Annotated in this window: 24 protein-coding genes; 6 read left to right on the top strand and 18 right to left on the bottom strand. The window is 59.1% G+C overall.

Going from position 1 to position 23880, the window contains the following annotated elements; translation table 11 throughout:
- Positions 1-36: 36 nt before the first annotated feature.
- Positions 37-270 carry a DUF1127 domain-containing protein gene (locus J3P77_RS06430; protein ID WP_434680456.1) on the bottom strand — a complete coding sequence of 78 codons (234 nt, stop codon included), beginning with the start codon at positions 268-270 and terminating at the stop codon, positions 37-39.
- 68 nt (positions 271-338) lie between these two features.
- Here J3P77_RS06430 and J3P77_RS06425 point away from each other — a divergent pair, with 68 nt between their 5' ends.
- Positions 339-1220: a LysR substrate-binding domain-containing protein gene (locus tag J3P77_RS06425; RefSeq protein ID WP_434680455.1), complete on the top strand. Its 882-nt coding sequence runs from the start codon at positions 339-341 to the stop codon at positions 1218-1220.
- 1 nt (position 1221) lies between these two features.
- Here J3P77_RS06425 and J3P77_RS06420 read toward each other — a convergent pair whose 3' ends face one another.
- The gene (locus tag J3P77_RS06420; protein ID WP_434680454.1) at positions 1222-1968 is read right to left on the bottom strand and encodes a sulfite exporter TauE/SafE family protein; all 747 of its coding nucleotides are present in this window, start codon (positions 1966-1968) and stop codon (positions 1222-1224) included.
- Positions 1969-2204: 236 nt separating this feature from the next.
- On the opposite strand from J3P77_RS06420, the gene J3P77_RS06415 reads away from it, so the two are divergent.
- Both J3P77_RS06415 and J3P77_RS06410 read left to right on the top strand, forming a co-directional pair.
- A complete protein-coding gene (locus tag J3P77_RS06415; protein ID WP_434680452.1) occupies positions 2205-2678 on the top strand; it encodes a MarR family winged helix-turn-helix transcriptional regulator in 474 nt (157 codons plus the stop codon).
- Between the two features lie 143 nt (positions 2679-2821).
- Positions 2822-3241: an organic hydroperoxide resistance protein gene (locus J3P77_RS06410; RefSeq protein ID WP_434680451.1), complete on the top strand. Its 420-nt coding sequence runs from the start codon at positions 2822-2824 to the stop codon at positions 3239-3241.
- Positions 3242-3407: 166 nt separating this feature from the next.
- Here the strand turns inward: J3P77_RS06410 and J3P77_RS06405 are convergent, their stop codons facing one another.
- Both J3P77_RS06405 and earP read right to left on the bottom strand, forming a co-directional pair.
- Complete coding sequence (locus J3P77_RS06405) at positions 3408-3977, bottom strand: elongation factor P (protein ID WP_027977430.1); 570 nt, start codon at positions 3975-3977, stop codon at positions 3408-3410.
- Positions 3978-4082: 105 nt separating this feature from the next.
- Complete coding sequence (gene earP, locus J3P77_RS06400) at positions 4083-5225, bottom strand: elongation factor P maturation arginine rhamnosyltransferase EarP (RefSeq protein WP_434680450.1); 1143 nt, start codon at positions 5223-5225, stop codon at positions 4083-4085.
- 159 nt (positions 5226-5384) lie between these two features.
- Between earP and J3P77_RS06395 the strand changes: the two genes are divergently transcribed.
- The 3 genes from J3P77_RS06395 to J3P77_RS06385 all read left to right on the top strand — a co-directional run bounded on the left by J3P77_RS06395 (position 5385) and on the right by J3P77_RS06385 (position 6588).
- The gene (locus J3P77_RS06395; RefSeq protein WP_434680449.1) at positions 5385-5777 is read left to right on the top strand and encodes a hypothetical protein; all 393 of its coding nucleotides are present in this window, start codon (positions 5385-5387) and stop codon (positions 5775-5777) included.
- A 1-nt stretch (position 5778) separates the two neighbouring features.
- Positions 5779-6261: a GreA/GreB family elongation factor gene (locus J3P77_RS06390; RefSeq protein ID WP_434681911.1), complete on the top strand. Its 483-nt coding sequence runs from the start codon at positions 5779-5781 to the stop codon at positions 6259-6261.
- Between the two features lie 120 nt (positions 6262-6381).
- Positions 6382-6588, top strand: a complete 207-nt coding sequence (locus tag J3P77_RS06385; protein WP_434680447.1) for a hypothetical protein — start codon at positions 6382-6384, stop codon at positions 6586-6588.
- Between the two features lie 75 nt (positions 6589-6663).
- Here J3P77_RS06385 and J3P77_RS06380 read toward each other — a convergent pair whose 3' ends face one another.
- The 14 genes from J3P77_RS06380 to serC all read right to left on the bottom strand — a co-directional run bounded on the left by J3P77_RS06380 (position 6664) and on the right by serC (position 23800).
- Positions 6664-7941, bottom strand: a complete 1278-nt coding sequence (locus J3P77_RS06380; protein ID WP_434680446.1) for an aromatic amino acid transport family protein — start codon at positions 7939-7941, stop codon at positions 6664-6666.
- 290 nt (positions 7942-8231) lie between these two features.
- Positions 8232-8591 carry a ComEA family DNA-binding protein gene (locus tag J3P77_RS06375; protein WP_434680445.1) on the bottom strand — a complete coding sequence of 120 codons (360 nt, stop codon included), beginning with the start codon at positions 8589-8591 and terminating at the stop codon, positions 8232-8234.
- Between the two features lie 183 nt (positions 8592-8774).
- A complete protein-coding gene (locus J3P77_RS06370) occupies positions 8775-10769 on the bottom strand; it encodes a polysaccharide biosynthesis protein (protein WP_434680444.1) in 1995 nt (664 codons plus the stop codon).
- A gap of 114 nt (positions 10770-10883) precedes the next feature.
- Positions 10884-11900, bottom strand: a complete 1017-nt coding sequence (locus J3P77_RS06365) for an MraY family glycosyltransferase (RefSeq protein WP_434680442.1) — start codon at positions 11898-11900, stop codon at positions 10884-10886.
- Positions 11893-12873: a UDP-glucose 4-epimerase family protein gene (locus J3P77_RS06360; protein ID WP_434680441.1), complete on the bottom strand. Its 981-nt coding sequence runs from the start codon at positions 12871-12873 to the stop codon at positions 11893-11895. The genes J3P77_RS06365 and J3P77_RS06360 overlap by 8 nt, the downstream gene beginning before the upstream one ends.
- 156 nt (positions 12874-13029) lie before the next feature.
- Positions 13030-14472: an MBL fold metallo-hydrolase gene (locus J3P77_RS06355; RefSeq protein WP_434680440.1), complete on the bottom strand. Its 1443-nt coding sequence runs from the start codon at positions 14470-14472 to the stop codon at positions 13030-13032.
- Positions 14473-14883: 411 nt separating this feature from the next.
- The gene (locus J3P77_RS06350; RefSeq protein ID WP_434680439.1) at positions 14884-15129 is read right to left on the bottom strand and encodes a lipopolysaccharide assembly protein LapA domain-containing protein; all 246 of its coding nucleotides are present in this window, start codon (positions 15127-15129) and stop codon (positions 14884-14886) included.
- A gap of 21 nt (positions 15130-15150) precedes the next feature.
- Positions 15151-15444 (bottom strand): integration host factor subunit beta, encoded by a 294-nt coding sequence (ihfB, locus tag J3P77_RS06345; protein WP_434680437.1) that lies wholly within the window; start codon positions 15442-15444, stop codon positions 15151-15153.
- 318 nt (positions 15445-15762) lie between these two features.
- Entirely contained in the window at positions 15763-17454 is a 1692-nt protein-coding gene (gene rpsA, locus J3P77_RS06340) for a 30S ribosomal protein S1 (protein WP_434680436.1), read from the bottom strand.
- Between the two features lie 120 nt (positions 17455-17574).
- Positions 17575-18264: a (d)CMP kinase gene (cmk, locus tag J3P77_RS06335; RefSeq protein ID WP_434680435.1), complete on the bottom strand. Its 690-nt coding sequence runs from the start codon at positions 18262-18264 to the stop codon at positions 17575-17577.
- Positions 18261-20468: a bifunctional prephenate dehydrogenase/3-phosphoshikimate 1-carboxyvinyltransferase gene (locus J3P77_RS06330; RefSeq protein ID WP_434681910.1), complete on the bottom strand. Its 2208-nt coding sequence runs from the start codon at positions 20466-20468 to the stop codon at positions 18261-18263. Before J3P77_RS06330 ends, cmk begins: the two co-directional genes overlap by 4 nt.
- 28 nt (positions 20469-20496) lie before the next feature.
- Complete coding sequence (gene hisC, locus J3P77_RS06325; protein ID WP_434680434.1) at positions 20497-21609, bottom strand: histidinol-phosphate transaminase; 1113 nt, start codon at positions 21607-21609, stop codon at positions 20497-20499.
- A gap of 11 nt (positions 21610-21620) precedes the next feature.
- Positions 21621-22715 (bottom strand): prephenate dehydratase, encoded by a 1095-nt coding sequence (gene pheA / locus J3P77_RS06320; RefSeq protein WP_434680432.1) that lies wholly within the window; start codon positions 22713-22715, stop codon positions 21621-21623.
- The gene (gene serC, locus J3P77_RS06315; RefSeq protein WP_434680431.1) at positions 22715-23800 is read right to left on the bottom strand and encodes a 3-phosphoserine/phosphohydroxythreonine transaminase; all 1086 of its coding nucleotides are present in this window, start codon (positions 23798-23800) and stop codon (positions 22715-22717) included. The genes pheA and serC overlap by 1 nt, the downstream gene beginning before the upstream one ends.
- Positions 23801-23880: the final 80 nt, after the last annotated feature.

The raw sequence follows: 23880 nt of genomic DNA, 5'->3' as shown, positions 1-23880 counted from the left end.
TTACCGGGCGGTTGTCAGGTGATGCTCTTTGCAAACTCAATGCTTGAGCGGATCGTCCCAGAATGGCCGCTCGGATTCCCCCAGTATGTCGGCCCGGCTCAAGCCCAGATCATGCAGCGCTTCGTCGCTCAATTGCGCCAGCAACCGGCGTTGACGGTGCAGTTCCATCCAACGAAACAAGCGGTTTTTCAGGCTGGCCCAGACGCCAGTCGGTAACGTCACGGCGGCCGGTTGGCCAGCGAGTACATACCCTTTTTGACCTTTCATCATCTCGCCCTCCAAGTGGGGATGACTAGAGTCTCGCTCCGGGGGTAGGATCAATCCAACGAATGTTTCTTATGCGGTGCATCTGGGAGATTGATGGATTGGCGAACTATCCGAGTATCGATACCGAGCTGTTGCGCACCTTCGTCGCCATTGCCGATCACGGCGGTTTCACCCGCGCCGGTGAAGTGGTAAACCGCACTCAGTCAGCGGTCAGCATGCAGATGAAGCGTCTTGAGGAGGATGTGGTCCAGCGCCAGCTGTTCCAGCGCGACGGGCGCATTCTCAATCTTACCGCCGAGGGCCAGGTGCTGCTCGGCTACGCCCGGCGCATCCTCAAGCTGCACAGCGAGGTGTTCAATACGCTGCGCGAGCCGCACATGGTCGGGGTGGTGAAGATTGGTTCGCCGGATGACTATGTGATGCGTTTTCTGCCCGGCATTCTTTCGCAATTCGCCCGCGCCTACCCGCTGATTCAAGTGGAGGTGCATTGCGAACCGTCCGAACAATTGCTGCTGCGTCAGGACCTGGACCTGACCATCGTCACCCGCAAGCCCGGAACCGAGATCGGTCAGCTGCTGCGCCAGGAGCGATTGGTCTGGACCGAGGCCATCGGCTTCGCGCCCCATGACCAGACGCCACTACCGCTGGCGATGTTCAACACTCAGTGCTTCTGCAGGGAGTGGGCGTGCAATGCGCTGGACGCGATGGAACGCGATTACCGTATTGCCTATAGCAGCGCCAGCATGGCGGCGATCATGGCAGTGGTCAGCGCCGGGCTGGCGGTGACGGCGCAGCTGCAAAGCCTCATAACGCCGGACCTGCGGGTGCTCGGTGAAGCCGAGCGCCTGCCGCAGCTGCCAACGGCCAGCATCGTTTTGCTGCGTAATCCGAAAACGCCGTCGCCCATCACCGAATGCATGGCCGACTACATCACCGAAGGCTTCAAGGTCTGAGTCAGACCTTGAGCGCCAGAATCGTCGCGCAAATGATCAGGAACACGCAGAACCAGCCGCGCAAGGTGCGCTCGCGCATCGAGTGCGCCAGCCGCACGCCCCAGCTGATACTGGCCAGCCCGCCGACCGCAAGCGGAATCCCCATCGACCAGTTGACGTGATCGTGCAGCGCGTAGGTGAACAGTGTGATTCCGGTACTCGGAGCGGCAAGCGCAAGCGCCAGACCCTGGGCCACCACCTGCGTGGCGCCAAACACGCTGGTCAGGATCGGAGTGGCCACCACGCCGCCGCCGACCCCGAACATTCCGCCGGTGATGCCCGAGCCCACGCCCAGCAGCCACAGCCAATTGGCGTGGCGCAGCTCGCTGCTGGCCGGCTCTTTGCGCAAGTACATCTGCGCAATGTTGAACAGGGTCAGCAAGACCAAGAAGCCCACGAACCCCAGACGCATGCCTTGCGGGTCCAGGCGCACCGCCCACAGTGAAGTCAGCCAGGCGAAAAAGAAACTGGGCACGATCAACATCAACGCATTGCGCAGCAGCACCCGATTACGCTGGTTGTAGCGCCACAACGCCAGCAACACGTTGGGCAGCACCATCAGCAAAGCCGTGCCCTGCGCCAACTGTTGGTCGAGGCCGAACAACACCCCGAGCGCAGGAATCGCTACCAGCCCGCCACCAATCCCGAACAGCCCACCCAGAGTACCCATGGCAGCGCCCAGCAACACGAACATCACGACTTCAATCACACCACGCCCCCAATCAACGAATGGCCAAATGCTACGCAGTCTTGCGCACAAGGCAAACTGTTACTTGAAGTGTCAGGCACCAAGCTGTCGCGCAGGCGGCTCACTGCTCCGCGCTATGCGCACGCTTGTCGTTGCCAGGTGGGCCGTCCTGCCTGCCAGGCGGGCGGAATTATCTGGCGCATTAAAGATCCGAGCACTAAATTAGCCACCTTTCTTCTCGCCTGAGGCCCTCGCCATTGAACTCCGATGACCGCTCGACTTCCGACGCTTCCGCGGACTGCGATGCGCTGCTGCTGGATAACCAGCTGTGCTTCGCGCTGTACTCGACCTCGCTGATGATGACCAAGGTCTACAAGCCGCTGCTTCAGGCATTGGGGCTGACTTATCCTCAGTATCTGGCGATGATGGTGCTCTGGGAGCGAGATGGTCTGACCGTCGGGGAAGTCAGCACGCGCCTGCTGACCGATCCAGGTTCGTTGACGCCGCTGCTCAAGCGTCTGGAAGGCGAAGGCTTCATCAGCCGTACCCGCAGCAAGGACGACGAACGCGTGGTTCTGCTCCATCTCACCGAACAGGGCCGCGCTTTGCAACGCAAGGCCCGAAGCGTGCCTGGCTGCATCCTCTCGGCCAGCGGCCTGGATCTGGAGAAACTGCGCGAGCTGCAAGGCCAGCTGACAGAGCTGCGCAGCAATCTTCACGACCATCTGTAAGGCCTGCGCACACGCCGCTTAAGCCCTCGAAAAGTTTTTCAAGAATTAGCTTGCGCGCAAACTATCTCTGAGCTACCTTTGCTTCGTACTTACTTAGCGCGCAAACATTTAGCGCGACAAATCACTACGAAGAGGATGGCATCATGAATACGCTCTATACCGCAGTTGCAACCGCTACCGGTGGCCGTGATGGTCGCGCCGTGTCCAGCGACAAGATTCTCGACGTCAAACTGGCGACTCCCAAAGAACTGGGCGGCGCAGGTGGTGAAGCGACCAACCCTGAGCAGCTGTTTGCCGCTGGTTACTCGGCCTGCTTCATTGGCGCTTTGAAGTTCGTTGCCGGTCAGAGCAAACGCAGCATTCCGGCGGACGCCTCGATCACCGCTCATGTCGGCATCGGCCAGATCCCCGGCGGCTTCGGTCTCGACATCGACCTGCACATCAATCTGCCCGGCCTGGAACAAGCCGACGCGCAGCAACTGGTCGACGCCGCGCATAAGGTCTGCCCGTACTCGAACGCCACTCGCGGCAACGTCGACGTACGCCTGCACGTGACCGTCTGAGCCGAAACGCCAGATCAATTGGTAGAAGCCCGCTTGCCCGCGTACAGCCTTACGCGGTGTGCCTGACACAGCGCATCGTATGTGTCGCGGGCAAGCGCGCTCCTACAGGCACAAAAAAGCCCGCAGCGATGCGGGCTTTTTGCGTAACGGGGTTACAGGACCATGCTTATTTAGCACGGCCTTTGTAGGAACCGCCTTCACGAGTGTCGATTTCGATCATGTCGCCGATTTCGATGAAGTCAGCAACGCTCAGCTCGGTGCCGTTCTTCAGTTTTGCAGGCTTCATGACCTTGCCCGACGTGTCGCCACGAGCGGAGCCTTCGGTGTAGTCGACCTGACGCACGATGGTGGTCGGCAGCTCTACGGAAACCAGACGGCCTTCGAAGAACACGGCTTCGCAGACGTCAGTCATGCCTTCTTCAACGAATGGCAGAACCGACTCGATGTCTTCAGCGTTCAGCTCGTACATGGTGTAGTCAGTGGTATCCATGAACGTGTAGGAATCGCCGCTGATGAAAGACAGGGTGGCTTCCTTGCGATCCAGGATCACGTCGTCCAGCTTGTCGTCAGCGCTGTACACGGTTTCAGTCTTGTAACCGGTCAGCAGGTTCTTCAGCTTGGTCTTCATGATCGCGCTGTTACGGCCCGACTTGGTGAATTCAGCCTTTTGAACCAACCAAGGGTCGTTGTCGATACGGATCACGGTACCGGGTTTCAGCTCTTTACCAGTTTTCATTGCATATATCCGAATTTGGATGGAATTAACCAAAGGCTCTGTACGAGAAATAGCCTGCACAGGCACTTTTCGTACAGAGCCTTACATCAAGGCCGCGTATCATAGCTAATTTCGGCAAAACTGTACCAGCGCCGTCGCGAGATCGGTTTGCAAGGCCAGTCGCTGACACCAGTCCCGGGCATGACGGTCGAGTTCGGGCCAGTGAACGTTCAGCGCCTGCCAGCTTGTGCCCAGTGGCTCTTGCGCGTTCCAGGCCTGCCAGAACCGGTTCAGATCTTCGACCGCCGCAGGCGACAGCCCAGCCAGATACAGATGCAGAAAGGCGTCGAGCTTCGGCAAATGCGCATCGTCTTCCTGCTGGTAGATGTGCCAGAGCATCGGCCGCGCGGCCCACTGCGCTCGAACGAATGAATCCTCGCCACGCACCACGTTGAAGTCGCAACTCCAGAGCAGGCGGTCGTAGTCCTGTTGACCGACGAACGGCAGCAGCTGCACCGTCAATGCCCCACGTCTTTGCGGTGCGCCCACGGCCAGCGGGTCCGCGCCCAGCCAGGCTTGAACGTCGCCGAGCACGCGGCCTTCAGGTACCAGCAGATGGGCTGGCTGAGGGCCTGTGGCGAGTGCATCCAGCCAACTGCCAAGCCCGGCGTTTTCATAAGCGAACAGCGAAATCAGTCGCGCGCCTTCCACAGCGCGCACCCCCAACTCTTCCAGCGCTTTGAGACGCGCCGACTTGTCCTGATCGAAGCGTTCGCGCTGTTCGATCAGGCCTTGTTCGCGTAACAGGCCGCCAGTCCCGGGCTGGAAACCCGGGAAGAAGAAGATTTTCTTGAGGCCGCTGGATTGCATCGACGGCAAACCATGACAGCCCGTGACCCAGTCTTCGGCGCTCAGGTAATCGAGGTTAAGCCACACAGGTCGCGGCGAGCAGTGCAGCATGGCGTCCGTGTACGCGGCAGGCAGCCTGCAGGCAAAAGCCTCCAGGACCACATCGGGCAAGCGCGTCTCTTGCCATACCGCGGGCCATGAACACACCTCCACTCCCGCATGCCATTGCTGCGCGGCGCTGGAATCCGCGCCAGGACACAGGCGCACGAAGGCTGACAGATCATCAATCCACAGACGCACGTTGAGCTGGTGCTCGGCGACCAGTTGGCGGGCCAGACGCCAGGTGACGCCGACGTCGCCGTAATTGTCCACGACGCTGCAAAAGATGTCCCAAGAGCGGTTCGTCCCGGCGCTTGTCATTCCCACTTCCCGAGTCTGGATAGGCAAAGCGCTGATTGTCCGTCAGAAGCAGCTGTTTCCACCAGTGTGGCGCTCTGTGACGGTGCTCACGGCCAAAGCTACGTAGCGACGGCCAGCCATGGCACAATCGCAGCATTCGCCCTCGTCAGGAACCCAGCCATGTCCTCCACCGAACGCCGCCGCGAACTCTATGTGTCTCTGAGACTGATCTTGTGCATTGCGCTGGGCATCTGGCTGGGCGCGGTCGCGGTCACGCTGACGGGCATGCTGATCTTCAAGAACCTGCCGTCGGCGCAGACTCAGGTGCTGGAAAATGCTGCCGCTCGGCTGAGCACGCCCCCGGCGCCTGCGGCTGCCGAGGAACCCGAAGGTGCAATGTTCCGCAAATACGAACAGAGCCTGCGCGAAAGCGAGGCGCGTCAGGCCCGTGAGCAGGCGCAGGAACAGCAGCAACGCAATTACAGCCGGTCGAAATGCGATTTCTGGATGCAGCAGGACCGCACCGCCCCCAGTGAAAAGAGCCGGGCCAGCATCAATGAGTACTGTGGTTGATATGAACAAGCCGGACATTCTGAAACTGATCGTCGCCAGGCTCGAAACTGACCTGGATATCGCCGAGCGCGCGGCACGTACCGCCTATGAAGCGGCCACCCACGAGGAAAACATTGCCGAGAACAAATACGACACGCTGGGCCTTGAAGCCTCGTATCTGGCAGCCGGCCAGGCCCGTCGCGTCGAAGAGATTCGACAGTCACTGGCGCTTTATCGCAAGTGGTCGCTTAAAGCGTTCGACGACTCACGAGGTATCCAGACCGGTGATCTGGTTTTCCTGGAATCCGTAGCGGGCACCACGCAATGCTTTTTTCTGGGCCCCGACGCGGCGGGTCTGAAGGTAGAGTGCGACGAAACGCCCATCACCGTCATCACCACGCGGGCACCCCTGGGGCAAAGCCTGGCCGGGAAGTTGGAGGGCGACGTCGTGGATATCCTGGTCAACGGTACCCGACAGCCTTTTGAAGTGGCGCACGTCCTGTGAGCGTCTGTTGTCTCCAGGGTTGATCGTCCACGGTTTTTGTGGGTAAGGTGGCCCGTCACTTCTACACTGCAACCGGGGCTGCATCGTATTACGCAAGGACTCAACCCAAGGAGATATTTCATGACAAACGTCATCGCTTTTCCTGACGCCCATGAACGTGATCGCCTGAAGTCCAGTGGAGATCCGGCGTTGAGGTATCTGAACAAGAAAGAGCGTCAGCTGATCGACCAGCTGCGTTCCACCAGCCATGCCGGGCGTCAGTACGTCTACGATTACGCGAACATCATGCACCTGTCTCGTCCGCTCCATCCGGACCCGGTGGATTGAACCCGCCGGTCCATCCAGACAGAAAGGCCGGCGTAGATACGCCGGCCTTTCATTTGCAGAGGCTTATGCAGGGGCTTAGCGCGTCAACGAATACACCAGAGCGGAAATCGCCACCAGCCCGGCCATTACCACAAAGACGTTCGACCACTGGCCTGCGTATTGACGCATGGCGGGCACCTTGCGGATGGCGTACATCGGCATCAGGAACAACAGCGCCGAAATTACCGGGCCGCCCAGCGTCTCGATCATCCCGAGGATGCTCGGGTTGAGCGTCGCCACGATCCAGCAGACGATCAGCATGAATGCCGAGGTCATGATGTTCAGCGAGCGTTGCCCGGGGCGTCGACCCGTTTTGATGACAAGCCCTTTCAGACCTTCGCTGGCGCCGATGTAATGGCCCAGGAATGACTTGGCAATCGCGACGAAGGCGATCAACGGCGCCACGAACGCGATGGTCGGGTTATTGAAGTGGTTGGCCAGGTAAGACAGAACCGAGACGTTCTGCGCCTTGGCTTCAGCCAGTTGCTCTGGCGATAAGGTCAGTACGCAGCTGAACACGAAGAACAGCACCATCACGACCATCAGGCCATGAGCCCGCGCCAGAATCTGCGAGCTGCGGACCTCTGCGTTGCGGCCATACAAGCGCTTCTGATCGACCGCGAATGCGGAAATGATCGGGGTATGGTTGAAAGAGAACACCATGACCGGGATCGCCAGCCACAAGGTCGGCAGAAACGACGAAGGCTCCGGCAGGGTTGTCGCGGTCGCCAGAATGCCGCCGGTCCAGTGCGGAACAAGGAACAGCGCCAGAAACAGCAGCGCGACGATAAAGGGATAAACCATCAGGCTCATCGCCTTGACGATCAGTCGCTCACCGAGACTTACCACGACCAGCAGACCGAAGATCAGCCCGAATGCCAACAGGGCACGTGGCGGCGCGGCAACGTGCAGCTGATGCTCAAGAAAGCTGGTCACCGTGTTGGTCAGCGCCACGCTGTAGATCAGCAGAATTGGAAAGATCGCGAAGAAGTACAGCAACGTGATCATGGCGCCGGCGCCTTTGCCGAAATGCTCCTCGACCACCTCGGTAATGTCCCCGCCGTCGCGTCCCGACAGAACGAACCGGGTCAGCCCGCGGTGCGCATAGAACGTCATGGGAAATGCGAGCAAGGCCAGGGCCAGCAATGGCCAGAAGCCACCGATGCCGGCATTGATCGGCAAGAACAACGTGCCGGCACCGATTGCAGTGCCGAATAGCCCGAGCATCCAGGTTGTGTCATTACGATTCCACGAGTCGAGGCTCGCGGGAGCTGCATCCAGACGTTCTACGACGCCATTGGCCTGATCATTCATCCGGTCTGGTCTCCGTGCCGGGTTACTTCAAGAAAGGAGCGGCGCGTCGAGAATCTCGGCAGTTCAGCGCCCTCCCAAAAACAGGGGCGCAATTGTCCGGGATTGAGCAAGGAAATCAAAGGGATATCAGACCGGCAGGCACCGCGCATGACACGCAGCCTGACCTGCCATGGGGCGCATTGCGGTTGACGCTGCCGGGAAGTTTCAGCGATCAACGAGAATCCTGACGTTCATTCCCAAATGAAAAAGACCGATCATGATCGGTCTTTTTTCAGTGGCTCGACGTGCGGTTATTCCAGTGAAAGTTTCTCGCGATTCTTGTCGAGAATGGCTTTACCAATTCCTTTTACTTCAATCAGTTCGTCGATGGAAGTGAACTGACCATTGTTCTCGCGATACGCCACAATAGCGTCTGCCTTGTTCTTTCCGATCCCGGTCAATTCCTTTTGCAGGGTCATTGCATCCGCCGTATTGAGATTGACTTTGCCCATCCCGTTTTCGAGAGTCGTGGAGCTCATGGCACCGTTCGGCAGTGCGGCGCCAGCTATAGGCGCCGCCGCTACAGGCTTGTCCACGGGCGCCGCGGTCACGGCCACGGAAGTACTGGTGAGCAGGGCAAACAACAGGGAGGAGAAAAACGTAGTTCGCATACATGAAGCTCCATAGCAGTTTAATAAGCAGCACTCCGAGTGCCGTCCTTACAAAACTAACTCAGCGAAGCGAACTGTCAACGAAGCAGAGCGTATCGACTTATGTCCCGTCGAAAACTTATATCGGCATGTAACTTCATGAGCACGATAGTGTGAACGAGTGTAACCGGACGGTTGCCCGAATCAGGGTTCACGCCGCCGCTCCTGATACATCCAGTCGACAATATCGCCTTCCGGCGAATAACCATTCACCGTTTCCCGAAGCAATTGACGAACGCCGTTGTAATCGTCCCGTTCAACGGCCTCCAGCAGCCGGCTCAGGCAGATTTTCAAGTCTTCCCACTGGAGGAAATCTTCGTGGGCACTCATGATCATCGGATGCTCTGTCGCCACCACGTTGTCGCCGATCAGCAGCTCTTCGTAGAGTTTTTCGCCGGGCCGCAGGCCGGTGAATTCAATCGAGATATCGCCGTGGGGGTTCTTTTCCGAGCGGATGCTGAGCCCTGACAGGTGAATCATCTTCTCCGCAAGCTCAACAATCCTGACCGGCTCGCCCATATCGAGCACGAACACATCCCCACCCTGCCCCATCGAGCCGGCCTGGATAACCAGTTGCGCGGCTTCGGGTATGGTCATGAAGTATCGGGTGATCTTCGGGTGCGTGACCGTCAACGGCCCGCCGGACTGAATCTGCTTGTGGAAGAGCGGGATCACCGAGCCGGACGAACCCAGCACGTTGCCGAAGCGGACCATGATGAAGCGGGTCTTGTTGACCTGATAAACGTTGGCCTTGTCGCCGAAAATCACTGGCGCTGTTTCGCGACTCAACGCCTGCAGGATGAGTTCGGCCAGACGTTTGGTACTGCCCATGACATTGGTCGGCCTGACCGCCTTGTCGGTGGAAATCAACACGAAGTTGGAAACACCTGCCTGCAGCGCCGCCTGAGCGGTGTTCAGGGTGCCGACCACGTTGTTGATCACGCCTTCGGCAATATTGTGCTCAACCATGGGCACATGTTTGTAAGCGGCGGCGTGGTAGACAGTGTCGACCTTCCAGGTCTTCATGATCGCCAGCAGCTTCGGATGATTACGCACCGAACCGAGAATGGGCAGCAGCTTGACCGAAAGCGCTTCGCGAGCGGCGCGATGTTCGAGTTCGGACAGGATGCTGTAGAGATTGAATTCGCTGTGATCGAACAACAGCAACTGAGTGGGCTTGAGCAGCAATATCTGGCGACACAGCTCCGAGCCGATGGAGCCGCCAGCGCCCGTCACCAGAACCGTCTGGCCTTTGATGCAATGCTCCAGCAGGTTCTCGCGAGCGGGCACGGAATCGCGCCCCAGAAGGTCGGCGATGTCGACTTCCTGCAGATCGTCGACCTTAACCCGTCCGGCCGCCAGATCCATGAAGCCGGGCACGCTGCGTACATGCAACGGAAAGCCTTCGAGGAAGCCAAGGATTTCTCGACGCCGTCCTCGCGATGATGACGGGATCGCCAGAAGAATCTCCTGAGCACCGGTTACGTCGATCATCTGCTGGATATGTTTGGGCTTGTAGACTTGCAGGCCGGATATAACCCGGTTGGAAATCGACTCATCATCATCGATGAAGGCTACCGGACGCATCAGCCGCCCCATTCGCAGGGCCGCTACCAGCTGGTTGCCGGCAGCACCGGCGCCGTATATCGCCACCTTGGGCAGACCATCGTCACGGTTGGCAAAGGGCACGTGCCGGGCAGCGGTGAACCAGTCCCCCAGAAAATACTGCCGCATCGCCAGACGCAGCCCGCCGATCATGACCAGGCTGAGCCACCAGTAATTGAACATGATGGAACGGGGAACAAGCTGCTGGTGGTTGCTGTACGCGTAAACCATGCAGCCCAGAATCAGCGCGGAAATGGTCACCGCTTTGATGATGGCGATAAGAGCATCGTTGCCGAAGTAGCGCATGACCGCACGATACATGCCGAAACGGATGAACAAGGGTATGGCGGCAATCGGCGCACAGATGAACAGCCAGGTGTGCTTTTCAAGCGGGTTGACCAGCTCTTCTATACCCAGCCGCACGACGAATGCCATCCACAGTGCAACCCAGACGAGGACGACGTCGGCCGCCACTTGCAGTATTCGCTTCTGCCGACGTGGCAACGCCAGCAACGCGGTTCGTAGCTTACTCATCACTCGGTAAAAGCTCCTCTACCGGCCCACTGTTCCGGGTACGTCCGATCCGCGTCATTCGCGCAAAACACATACAAAGTCTCAATTTATATGAAAACTCGTGGACTCGCGCAGTCAATTGCGTTCCAACTGACCGGCATCGAACCGGAACGCCAGCACCGTCAGCGGCAAATAGGCCACAAGAACGCCCGTCAAACCGTCCCCGCCCCACAGCGAAACCCACAGGGCAAGCGGAAACAGCCAGAAAATGTTGATCGCGCCCACTGCCAGTGTTACCGGCAAATGGCTGCCGAAACGGCGCGATGCGAACTGATAAGCGTGGCTGCGATGAGCCTCGTAGACCTTGTCGCCACGCAACAGCCTGCGGATCAGCGTGAATGTCGCATCCACCACGAACACTCCCAGCAGGATGAGCCAGGCCCAGAGCAGCTGAGAAGACACCCACGCCGCCTGCATCGACAGCACACCCAGCACGACGCCCAGAAACCCGCTGCCGGCGTCGCCCATGAATATCCGCGCAGGCGGGAAATTCCAGAACAGGAATCCGGACGCTGCCGCAGCGAGGAATACCGGGCTCCAGAGCAGATCATCGTGACCGCCGATGAAATAGATGATGCTGATGCCGGCACAGACCGTCACGGCTTCGACGCCCGCGATCCCGTCGATGCCGTCCATGAAGTTATAAAGATTGAGCATCCATACCAGATAGAACGCCGCGAGCACGTGGCCCAGAATTCCCGGATCGATGCTGTGGCCGAACATCGAGAGCGGCGCCAGCCCGCCAAGCCAGCCCAGCGCCCAGGCGGCAGCTACAAAATGCCCCAACAGTCGCCACCGCGCGGCGATGTGTCCATGGTCGTCCATGAAACCAATCAACGCGACCAACCCGCCCGTTCCGACCAAGGCGGCGAGCGCGGAAGCGGAGAGCTTGCCAGCGCTCGCCAGGGCAAGCATTGCGAGGAGAAAAGCGACCACGATGGCAACGCCGCCGCCACGAGGCGTTGGTACGGAGTGCGAGCTGCGCGCATTGGGAATATCCATCAGGCTTTTGGCCAATGCATATTTGCGAATACCGCCAGTCAGCACGAGCGACAGAACCGCCACGGCAATGATCGACAAACCTTCAAGCATGGGTTTTATGGTCCAGATAATGCCGCGCGGTTTTTTCCATGGCCTCTTCGACGCTGACGGGTGGAGTCCAGCCGAGCAATGTACGGGTCTTGGAGATATCGACCTGCAATGAGCCGCACAGTCGCCGAGAAACGTTTTTCCTGCCGAGCAAAGCTGCCGCGCCATTCAATGCCCACATGGGGACAGGCAGCAAACGAGCCGGCTTGCCCAGCGCCGCAGCCATGAGCCTCAGGAGTTCGGTGGTCGAGACGTCTCGACCATCGCTCACCAGAAAAGTCTGATTCGCCGCTGCCGGGTGAGCCAGGCACGTCGCGATCAGGTCCACAAGGTTGTCGAGCGCCACCAGGCTGCGGCGATTATCGATAGCCCCGAGTGGCAGCGGAACGCCTTTCTCAAGCCAGCGCATCATGTTCAGGAAGTTAGCCTTGACCCCGGGTCCGTACACCAGCACGGGGCGGATAATGACCACCTCCATGCCCGTGCCAATTGCCAACTGGCGTAGCCCCTCTTCGGCCCTGAGCTTCGATACCCCGTATGGGTCTTGCGGCTGGGCAGGTGCGTCAGCGGTATAAGCGCTGCCCGGCGCCGTACCTTCGCCGTTCACCTTGATGGAGCTGATGAATATGAAACGCTTTACACCAGCGGCCGCCGCTTGTTCGGCAAGGCGAAGGGTGCCCAGAACATTGGCCTGCTGGTACTCGAACGCAGGATCGCTGGCTGATTCGTTCAAGACATGAACGCGCGCTGCGGCGTGAATGATAACGTCCAGCCCGTTTGTGAATGCACCCCATTGGGTGTCGGGCGTCAGCGCCCCGACGGTGACTACCTCCACCCGCCCTTGGGGTGCCTCATAGTTGTTACGGACAGCAAGACGTAATGCGGAGCCAGTCGTATCGAGCAAATGGCGCACAACAGCGTCACCAACAAATCCCGTTGCACCCGTTATTCCTATCAATGCAACCTGGCTGCTCATGCCCGGACATCCTGCCCAAAGATCGGAAATAGTACGTGAGCAACATTTTTTATCAACTGAATTCTCGGCGGTTTGTTAAATCAGGCTTACATGAAGCAATGCTCATGATCCCGAAAAATGTCCGTTAAACCGCGAGCACAGGTCCGATCATCACAGTCAGGGAATTATCAATTCCAGATCAAAGCGCGCCAGCGAATACTTGCGCTGCAATACTTGCCCCAATATCTTTTTTGCCTGGGTCTCGCCATGTACAAGTCTGATTTGCCGGGGCCATTCGGCCATACGGGTAACGAAGTTGACCAGCCCTTCCTGATCGGCGTGCGCCGAATAACCTGATACTGTCTCGACCCCCGCCCGGATCTCATAGCGCTGCCGATCGAGTTCGACATATCCGCCTGTAGGGCCATGCGCCTGTATGGCGGCACCGGGCGTGCCTTTCGCCTGATAGCCTACGAATAATACGTTATGACGCGCATCGCCGAGCATGGCCTTGAGGTAGTTGACGATCCGCCCGCCGGCGCACATGCCGTTGCCTGCAATGACCACGGCCGGACGCAGGGTGCTGGACAGGTAATTGACTGTGCGCAGATGCTGATCATGGCTGTCGATTGTGATCAACTGCCTGAAATCCAGAGGCTTGCGCCCGGCGTCGATCCGCTTTCGCGCCTCGACATCCCAGTAGTCGGCGAACGATTGATAGGTGCTGGTGAACCGGGCGGCCAACGGTGAATCAAGAATGATGGGAAGCTGCGGCCAGTCAACAGGCGCATCGCCGCTCGGCGCCCGGGCCGGCTCCAGGCTGTCTGGCGCATTCAGCATTGCCTTGCGCTGGAGAATATCTTCCAGTTCGTACAGCAGCTCTTGCGTCCGCCCGATACTGAATGCCGGAATCAGTACCGTGCCGTTGTCTTCAAGTGCCCTGTCGATGGCCTGTTCCAGCCGCAGATGCCGGGACTTACGGTCGTAGTGAACGCGGTCCCCGTACGTGCTCTCCAGCACCAGGATGTCGGCCCGCTCAGGTGGCTTGGGATTGGGAAGCATCGGCGTATGACCGGCCCCCAGATCTCCCGAGAAGACAATGCGTTCACTGCGCCCTTCAGTCGGATATTCAAGATGGCACTCGACATACGCGGAGCCCAGAATGTGACCTGCCCGCTGCAGACGTACTTTGCAGGTCAGCGTCTCGGTGGTAACGAGACTGAACCAGTGATCGAATGGCAGGGCAATCACCCTGTTCCGGATGGCGTGCAGATCGTCGGCGACGCGTCGTGGATCGTGGCCGAACTCGAACTTCAGCGCGTCTTCGATGACAAGAGGTAACAGATGAGCCGACGGCTCACTGCACAGGATCGGGCCTTTATAGCCGCTGGCCAGCAACGCGGGCAGGCGTCCGGCATGGTCGTTGTGAACATGGGTCAGAATGACAGCCCTGATCTCGCCGGGATCGAAGCCCAGGCCCTCCACCTGACGAGTACCGGCGCTGTCCTGCCTGGAACCGCAATCGACCAACAGACTGTTTGAAGCTTCCATGCGCAGTTGGTGACAAGAGCCTGTAACGCTCTTCACTGCTCCGTGGTGGATTATTTCAGGGTACGACATCCAGTTCATTCCTTTACCAGCGCTACGACCGCAAATACTTTGGCGCTCGGTGTTTATTGCCAATCACACGAGCGCGGGCATTCTGCATCGACTGGCGAAACTTTCAAGCGAGGGAATAAAGGGATGAACGGGATCTGAAAGATTATCTATTTCCGCGAATATCGAGAGAGCCGCGCAAATCAAGGCTTTCCTTGGAAGCAGAATTTAGACTTACAGCAGTGGCAGCAAAGTCCAACTCTATGCGTCGACTTTTCCTACAGAAGCGTTAGCAAAAGAATAACTAGCGGGAAGTATATTCGTACGCTTGCCCACGCTTTTTCCTAGCGTCGGACACGTGACAGGCTGTGCGTCAGGCACGCTTCAAACCCGCTCCATCCAGGTTGGTAACACGTGGCATTACCTGTCGGATGATCAGACCGTACGGACGACGCCTTTTACACGTTTTTTGCGCTGGCTTGCGATCCACGCAAACACCGGGCCGATCAACATTCCGACCAATAGTGCAACAACGACCGGTACGGCTACAGACATTTCGGGCGCTGACCAACCAAGGAAGGTCAAGGCGACGGGCTGCCGGTTCTCCAGCATGAATGCCGCGGTCAGGATGACGACAACCATCGCCACGACGACCAGCAGGATGCGTTTAAGAATGCGCATTTATACGTCCTTGGAAGCGGCTCACATGCCCTCTTCTTCTTCGTTGACCCGGTCCCGCAGTTCCTTGCCAGGCTTGAAGTGCGGAACGAATTTACCGTCCAGGCTGACCGATTGACCGGTTTTAGGGTTACGCCCGACACGTGGTGCACGGTAGTGCAGGGAAAAGCTGCCAAAGCCCCGTATTTCTATACGGTCGCCTGTTGCCAGACACTGAGACATTTGTTCAAGCATGGTCTTGATGGCCAACTCGACATCCTTGGATGAGAGCAGCCCTTGATGGGTGACAATTCGTTCGATCAACTCCGACTTCGTCATATTTTTCCCTTCTTTTTCAAGCAGCTAGGTCAGCGCTTCGAAGGTTGTAGCATGACCGGAAGATTTTGAACAGCCCATCTATTGACTTATGTGAAGTGATGGCAACCGGACTCGAATTCATGACGGCAGACTGGCCGCGCCACCACTACCTGTCCGCTGGAGTTTTTAACCCCGTTCTCAAAGGCCCTGACGAGCCGCTGAGCTGCAACGCAGCCAATGCCGCCTATGGAGGTCGCGCTGACGTCGCCTGCTCTTGAGCGGAATTGCAGGCACAAAAAAGGGCGACCGAAGTCGCCCTTTTTCAGTGGAAAGCAGAACTTAGTTCTGTTTTTCCATTTGCGCACGCAGCAGGTCACCAATGGTGGTTGGACCAGTGCTTTCAGCAGCTTCAGGCTTGCTACGCAGGCTCTGGATAGCTTCTTTCTCGTCTTCAACGTCTTTCGACTTGATGGACAGGCTGATTACGCGGCTCTTGCGGTCAACGCTGATGATCTTGGCTTCGATCTCTTCGCCTTCCTTCAGAACGTTACGCGCGTCTTCAACGCGGTCACGGCTGATTTCGGAAGCCTTGAGGGTCGCTTCGATGTCGTCGGCCAGGGTGATGATAGCGCCCTTGGCATCAACTTCCTTGACGGTACCGCGAACGATAGCGCCTTTGTCATTGACAGTGACGTACTCGGAGAACGGATCGCTTTCCAGCTGCTTGATACCCAGCGAGATACGCTCACGCTCTGGATCAACAGACAGGATCACGGTGTCAAGCTCGTCGCCCTTCTTGAAACGACGTACGGCTTCTTCGCCCACTTCGTTCCAGGAGATGTCGGACAGGTGAACCAGACCGTCGATGCCGCCGTCCAGACCAATGAAGATACCGAAATCGGTGATCGACTTGATGGTGCCGGAGATCTTGTCGCCCTTGTTGAACTGACCGGAGAAGTCTTCCCACGGGTTCGACTTGCACTGCTTGATGCCCAGGGAGATACGACGACGCTCTTCGTCGATATCCAGAACCATGACTTCCACTTCGTCGCCAACCTGAACGACTTTCGAAGGGTGGATGTTCTTGTTGGTCCAGTCCATTTCGGAAACGTGTACCAGGCCTTCCACGCCTTCTTCCAGCTCTGCGAAGCAGCCGTAGTCGGTCAGGTTGGTGACGCGCGCGGTTACGCGAGTGCCTTCCGGGTAACGAGCCTTGATAGCAACCCATGGGTCTTCGCCCAGTTGCTTCAGACCCAGAGAAACACGATTGCGCTCGCGATCGTACTTCAGGACCTTCACATCGATCTCATCGCCAACATTGACGATTTCCGATGGATGCTTGATGCGCTTCCAGGCCATGTCGGTGATGTGCAGCAGGCCATCGACGCCACCCAGATCGACGAATGCGCCGTAATCGGTGAGGTTCTTGACGATACCCTTGACCTGTTGGCCTTCCTGCAGGGATTCCAGCAGAGCTTCGCGCTCGGCACTGTTCTCGGCTTCCAGGACACTGCGACGGGAAACGACAACGTTGTTGCGCTTCTGGTCCAGCTTGATGACCTTGAATTCGAGCTCTTTGCCTTCCAGGTGAGTAGTGTCACGCACAGGGCGGACGTCAACCAGAGAACCAGGCAGGAACGCACGGATGCCGTTAACGTCGACAGTGAAGCCGCCTTTAACCTTACCGTTGATAACGCCCTTGACCACTTCTTCAGCTGCGAAAGCCGCTTCCAGAACGATCCAGCACTCTGCACGCTTGGCTTTTTCGCGGGACAGCTTGGTTTCGCCAAAGCCGTCTTCGACCGCGTCCAGCGCAACGTGGACTTCATCGCCAATCTTGATGGTCAGTTCGCCAGCATCGTTGTGGAACTGTTCCAGCGGGATGAGGCCTTCAGACTTCAGACCAGCGTGAACGGTGACCCAACCAGCCTGGTAATCGATATCGACGATGATCGCGGTGATGATCGAACCAGCCTGAAGGTTAAGGGTCTTTAGGCTTTCTTCGAAAAGTTCAGCAAAGCTTTCGCTCATTTTAATTCCTGTTGATAAGGGCGAAGAATACGCCCATCTGCCACGCTCCAGACAACGTGGGTTTCGTTCATATGAAAGGAAGCCTGCGGGACTATGTCTGGTCTCCCGCACGCTTCCTGATCATCCGGCAATATCGCGTAGCGCGACTTCGCTCAGGATGCGTTGCAACACCTGCTCGATGGACAATTCCGTGGAATCCAGCTGTATGGCGTCGTGCGCCGGCTTGAGCGGAGCTACCGCTCGCTGGGTGTCACGCTCATCGCGTGCACTTATCTCATCTAGCAGACTCGACAGACTAACATCATCGCCCTTGGCCTTCAACTGCAAGTAACGGCGGCGTGCACGTTCCTCGGCGCTGGCGGTCAGAAAGATCTTCAATGGTGCATCCGGGAATACCACGGTGCCCATGTCGCGACCGTCGGCCACCAGCCCCGGTTCTTCCTGAAAAGCCCGCTGGCGCTGCAGCAGGGCATCACGTACCGCGGGCAATGAAGCCACCTGGGAAGCGCCGCTGCCAACCTTCTCGTTGCGGATGGCGTTGGTCACATCCTCGCCTTCGAGGATGATGCGTTGCCCTTGCCCCGCCGACGCCGCCTCGAACTGGACGTCGAGATGCGCGGCCAGCAGCTTGAGCGCTTCTTCATTGGTCAGGTCCACGCCGTGATTGCTCGCGGCGAAGGCCAGCAGGCGGTAAAGGGCGCCGGAGTCGAGCAGGCACCAGCCCAGGTGGACAGCCAACAGACCGGCGACGGTGCCTTTGCCTGAACCGCTTGGTCCGTCGATGGTGATAACGGGTGCTTTGATTTTCACTTTTGAACCTCTTGCGCTACACGCATGCCGACTTGAGCGCACAGCGCCAGGAAATTAGGGAACGATGTGGCGACATTCGCGCAATCGTGGATGCGAATCGGTGCCGACGCCCGCAGGGACGCAACACTGAAAGCCATGGCAATACGATGATCGCCGCGAGCGTCTAGTTCACCACCGCCAAGGGAACCACCTTCAATAATGATGCCGTCCGCGGTGGGTTCAACCTTGATGCCCAGGGATCGCAGACCTTCCGCCATGGCCTGGACACGGTCCAGGTCCTTGACCCGCAGCTCCTGGGCGCCATGCACAATGGTACGCCCACTGGCACAGGCCGCAGCAATAAAGAGCACCGGAAATTCATCGATCGCCAATGGCACCAGGTGCGGCGGAATCTCGATGCCTTCGAGTGGTGCATGACTCACGCGCAGATCGGCAACCGGCTCGCCGCCAACTTCGCGCACGTTCAGCTGGACAATATCGGCGCCCATGAGACGCAGAATATCGATAACACCGGTACGCGTGGGGTTCACTCCGACATGTTCGAGCAGCAGCTCGGAGCCTTCAGTGATGGACGCCGCCACCATGAAGAAGGCCGCCGAAGAAATATCCGCCGGCACCTGAATGCGGGTCGCGACAAGCGGATGCCCGGCCTCGATGGCCACGCAATTGCCATGGGTCGCCAGCGGATAGCCGAAGCCGTGCAGCATGCGCTCGGTATGATCACGAGTCATGGCGGGTTCGGTCACCGTGGTCTGGCCTTGGGCATACAACCCGGCCAGCAGCAGGGCGGACTTCACCTGCGCACTGGCCATCGGAATGACATGCGCCGCGCCTTTCAACCGTTTTCCACCGCGAATCACCAGAGGTGGATGCCCTTCAGCGCCGGTTTCGATCACCGCGCCCATCTGGCGCAACGGCTCGACTACCCGCTCCATCGAACGACGGGACAGCGACGCGCTACCGGTCAGGGTGCTGTCGAAGTTCTGCCCGGCCAGCAGGCCTGCCAGCAACCGCATGGTCGTGCCGGAATTTCCCAGATAGATCGGGCCGGGCGCGGACTTGAGCCCACGCAGACCCACGCCATGAATGGTCACTCGCCCATGATGAGGCCCTTCGATGACGACACCCATGTCGCGGAAAGCCTGCAAGGTCGCCAGCGCGTCCTCGCCTTCCAGAAAACCTTCGATTTCGGTGGTGCCCTCGGCCAGAGAGCCAAGCATGACCGAGCGGTGCGAGATGGATTTGTCACCCGGCACGCGAATGCTACCGCTGACGCTGCCACCGGGTCCGGCCTCGAAAGTCATGCGCTCGACGTCCTTCGTCTCCACATAGGCACGACGCGCCAGGATCTTGCCAAAATGTTCGCGCGCCATTCGCGCACGGGTAAACACACCCAGCAACTGGTGACCATCGCCCGCGTCTACAGCGTCGCGCAGCGCATCGAGATCGCTGCGGTAGGTGTCGAGCGTGCGCAACACCGCCTCGCGATTGGCAAGGAAGATGTCATGCCACATCACCGGATCGCTGCCGGCGATGCGGGTGAAATCGCGAAAACCGCCCGCCGCATACCTGAAGATTTCCAGGTTTTCGTTACGCTTGGCCAGAGAATCCACCAGCCCGAATGCCAGCAAATGCGGCAGATGGCTGGTCGCGGCGAGCACTTCGTCATGCCGTTCGACCTGCATGTGCTCCACATCCGCCCCCAGCGCAGACCACAGGCGATTGACCAGCAGCAGAGCCGCCGGATCGGTTTCTTCCACCGGTGTCAGGATCACTTTGTGGCGGCGGAACAGGCCGGCATTGGACGCCTCCACGCCACTTTGTTCGGAACCGGCAATCGGATGCCCGGGCACGAAGCGCGGCGGCATGCGACCGAACGCCTGTCGCGCTGCCCGTACCACATTGCCCTTGGCGCTACCGACATCAGTCAGCACGGCATCGCCGAGGTCCAGCCGGGCCAGCAGCGCGAGCATGCGCTCCATCGCCAGAATCGGCACGGCCAGCTGTATGACATCGGCACCCTGGCAGGCCACGGCCAGATCCTCTTCACAGCGATCCACAACACCCAGCTCGACCGCCAGCTGGCGAGACCGAGCGTCCAGATCGACACCGACCACTTCGCGGCACAGTCCGCTTTCTCGAACACCTTTGGCGAACGATCCGCCAATAAGGCCGAGCCCCACGACCACAAGGCGCCCCATGATCGGTTCGACTGATTGCACTGCCATGACATCAACCACGAGCCAGAACCCGGCTCAATGCTTCCAGAAAACGACTGTTTTCCTGAGGCTGACCAATGCTGACACGCAGGTGGTCGGGCATGCCGTAGCCACCGACCGGGCGTACGATCACACCTTCACGCAACAACCCTTCGTAGACCGGAGCCGCGTTGCGTCCCACATCGACCGCGAGGAAGTTGGCTCTGGACGGAATCCAGCTCAGCCCCAGCTCGCGCAGGCCGGTTTCCAGCTGCTGCATGCCCGCCTCGTTCAGCCGACGGCTCTGCTCGACATAGTCCACATCGTCCAGCGCAGCGCACGCTGCCGCCAGCGCGAGGCTGTTGACGTTGAACGGCTGACGAACCCGATTGAGTACGTCCGCAACCGCCGGCGACGACAGACCGTAGCCCACGCGCAGCGACGCCAGGCCATAAGCCTTGGAGAAAGTCCGCGATACCAGCAGGTTCGGGTAGGCGGCCAGGTAATCCAGGCCATCAGGCAGTTCCTCGCCCTCGGCGTATTCGATATAGGCTTCATCCAGCACGACCAGAACGTGCTCGGGCACCGCGGCGAGAAACTCGGCCAGTGCTTGCGGCCCGAACCAGGTCCCGGTCGGATTGTTCGGGTTGGCGATGAATACCACGCGGGTCTGGCTGTCGATTGCCCGCAGCATTGCCGGCAGATCGTGGCCCCATTCCCGGGCGGGCGTAACGCGGGCTTGCGCACCCACGGCCTGGGTGACGATCGGGTAGATAGCGAATGCGAACTCACTGAACACCGCATTCAAGCCGGGGGCGAGCCAGGCTCGGGCCACCAGTTCGAGAATGTCGTTGGAACCGTTGCCCAATGTCACCTGGTCCGGCTGCACGCGGCAGCGCTCGGCAAGCCGCTGCTTGAGGGCGAAACCGTTGCCGTCCGGATACCGCGTCAGCTCGGCCAGCTCCTGGCGTATGGCGGCCAGCGCCCTGGGGCTGGCACCCAGCGGGTTTTCGTTACTGGCAAGCTTGATGATGCTTGCCGGGTCCAGATCAAACTCTCGCGCCAGTTCGTCCACAGGCTTTCCCGGAACGTAAGGCGAGAGTTTTTGCACGCCCGGCAGCGCCAGGGCGAGAAAATCGCTGCTCATGTGTCGCCTCTTCAGAGAACCGCTTTAGGGTAGGAACCCAGCACCTTGAGCGCTACCGCTTCCTGGCTGATTTTCTCCAGCACGGCCTTGACCAGCGGATCGCGGTGGTGCCCTACGAAGTCGATGAAGAATACGTAGGTCCATTTGCCGCTACGCGAAGGACGGGTCTCGATACGCGTGAGGTCCAGACCGTTTTCGTGGAACGGCACCAGCAGTTCGTGCAGCGCGCCCGGCTTGTTGCTCATGGACACGATGATCGAAGTCTTGTCGTCGCCAGTCGGTGGAACCTCCTGGTTACCAATGATCAGGAACCGTGTGGAGTTGTCCGGGCGATCCTCGATCTTTTCCGCCAGACGCGTCAGACCGTAGAGACCGGCCGCCATGTCACCGGCGATGGCGGCGGAGTTCCACTCGCCCTTGACGCGCTTGGCCGCCTCGGCGTTGCTGGCGACCGCGATGCGTTCGACGTTCGGGTAATGAGCGTCCAGCCACTTGCGGCATTGCGCGAGCGACTGAGCGTGGGAATAAATGCGACTGATGCTTTGCGTCTTGGTGTTTTCACCGACCAGCAAATGGTGGTGAATGCGCAGCTCCACCTCGCCGCAGATGACCATGTCGTGCTCAAGGAAGCTGTCGAGCGTATGGTTTACCGCGCCTTCGGTGGAGTTCTCCACCGGGACCACGCCGAAATTCACCGCACCGGCCACCACTTCACGGAACACCTCATCGATGGCCGCCATGGGCAGACTGATCACCGCATTGCCGAAGTGTTTCATGGCCGCCGCCTGGGTGAAGGTCCCCTCGGGGCCCAGATAGGCCACTTTCAGGGGCTGTTCGAGAGCCAGGCACGACGACATGATTTCGCGGAACAACCGCGCCATTTCCTCGTTGCTCAAAGGGCCGCGGTTGCGCTCCATCACGCGCTTGAGCACCTGGGCTTCACGCTCCGGACGATAGAACACAGGCACTTCGCCTTCCGCCAGCGACGCCATTTTCACGCGCGCCACTTCCTGCGCGCAGCGGGCGCGCTCACTGATCAGCTCCAGAACCTTTTCATCCAGGCTGTCGATACGGACGCGTAGCGCCTTGAGTTCCTGCTCGGACATCAGCCGTGCTCCTTCTCGAAGTCTTTCATGTAGGCAACCAGCGCATTGACCGCGCCGAGGTCGACGGCATTGTAGATGGAAGCGCGCATGCCGCCGACGGAACGATGGCCTTTAAGGTTGAGCAGACCATTGGCGTCGGCACCGGCCAGGAACGGCTTGTCCAGGCGGTCATCGGCCAGACGGAACGGGACGTTCATCCACGAACGGTCTGATTTGTTGATGGGGTTGCTGTACAGGCCGCTGGCGTCGATGTAGTCATACAGCGTGCGCTGCTTGATTTCGTTACGCTTGCCGATGGCCTCGACACCGCCCTGTTCCTTGAGCCATTCGAAGACCAGACCGGACAGGTACCAGGCCAGGGTCGGCGGCGTGTTGTACATCGAACCGTTGTCGGCGGCGACCTTGTAGTTGAGCATCGTCGGACACAGCGAACGCGCACGGCCCAGCAGATCCTCGCGGATAATCACCACCACAACGCCGCTGGGGCCGATGTTCTTCTGCGCGCCGGCGTAGATCATCCCGAACCGCGAGATATCGACAGGACGCGACAGGATGTCCGAAGACATGTCCGCGACCAGCGGCACGTCGCCGGTTTCCGGAATCCAGTTGAATTCCAGACCGCCAATTGTTTCGTTTGGTGCGTAGTGAACGTAGGCGGCGTCCTGGCTCAGCTTCCACTCATTCTGACCGGGAATTGCAAAATAATCGTAAGGCTTGGCGCTGGCAGCCACGTTGATGGCGCCATAACGGGAAGCTTCTTCGATTGCCTTCTGCGACCAGATGCCGGTGTCGATGTAGTCGGCCTTGCCGTTTTCAGGCAGCAGGTTCAGAGGAATCTGGGCGAACTGCTGGCTCGCGCCGCCTTGCAGGAACAGCACTTTGTAATTCGAGGGAATGGAAAGCAGATCGCGGAAATCCTGCTCGGCCTTGGTGGCAATCGAAACGAACTCGTCGCTGCGATGGCTCATCTCCATGACCGACAGACCTTTGCCATGCCAGTCCAGCAGCTCCGCCTGGGCGCGCAGCAGAACAGCTTCAGGGAGCGCAGCAGGACCTGCGCAGAAGTTAAAGGCTCGCTTGCTCATATCCACTCTCTTCAATTGCGTTGGGTCTGTACGCGCTGCGTTCATCGGGGCCGGCCTGAGCGGGCTTGCGTCATACGCAG

It is taken from the genome of Pseudomonas sp. R1-18, assembly GCF_051132095.1.
Lineage (GTDB): Bacteria > Pseudomonadota > Gammaproteobacteria > Pseudomonadales > Pseudomonadaceae > Aquipseudomonas.
This window is presented reverse-complemented; position numbering and strand designations above follow the sequence as displayed.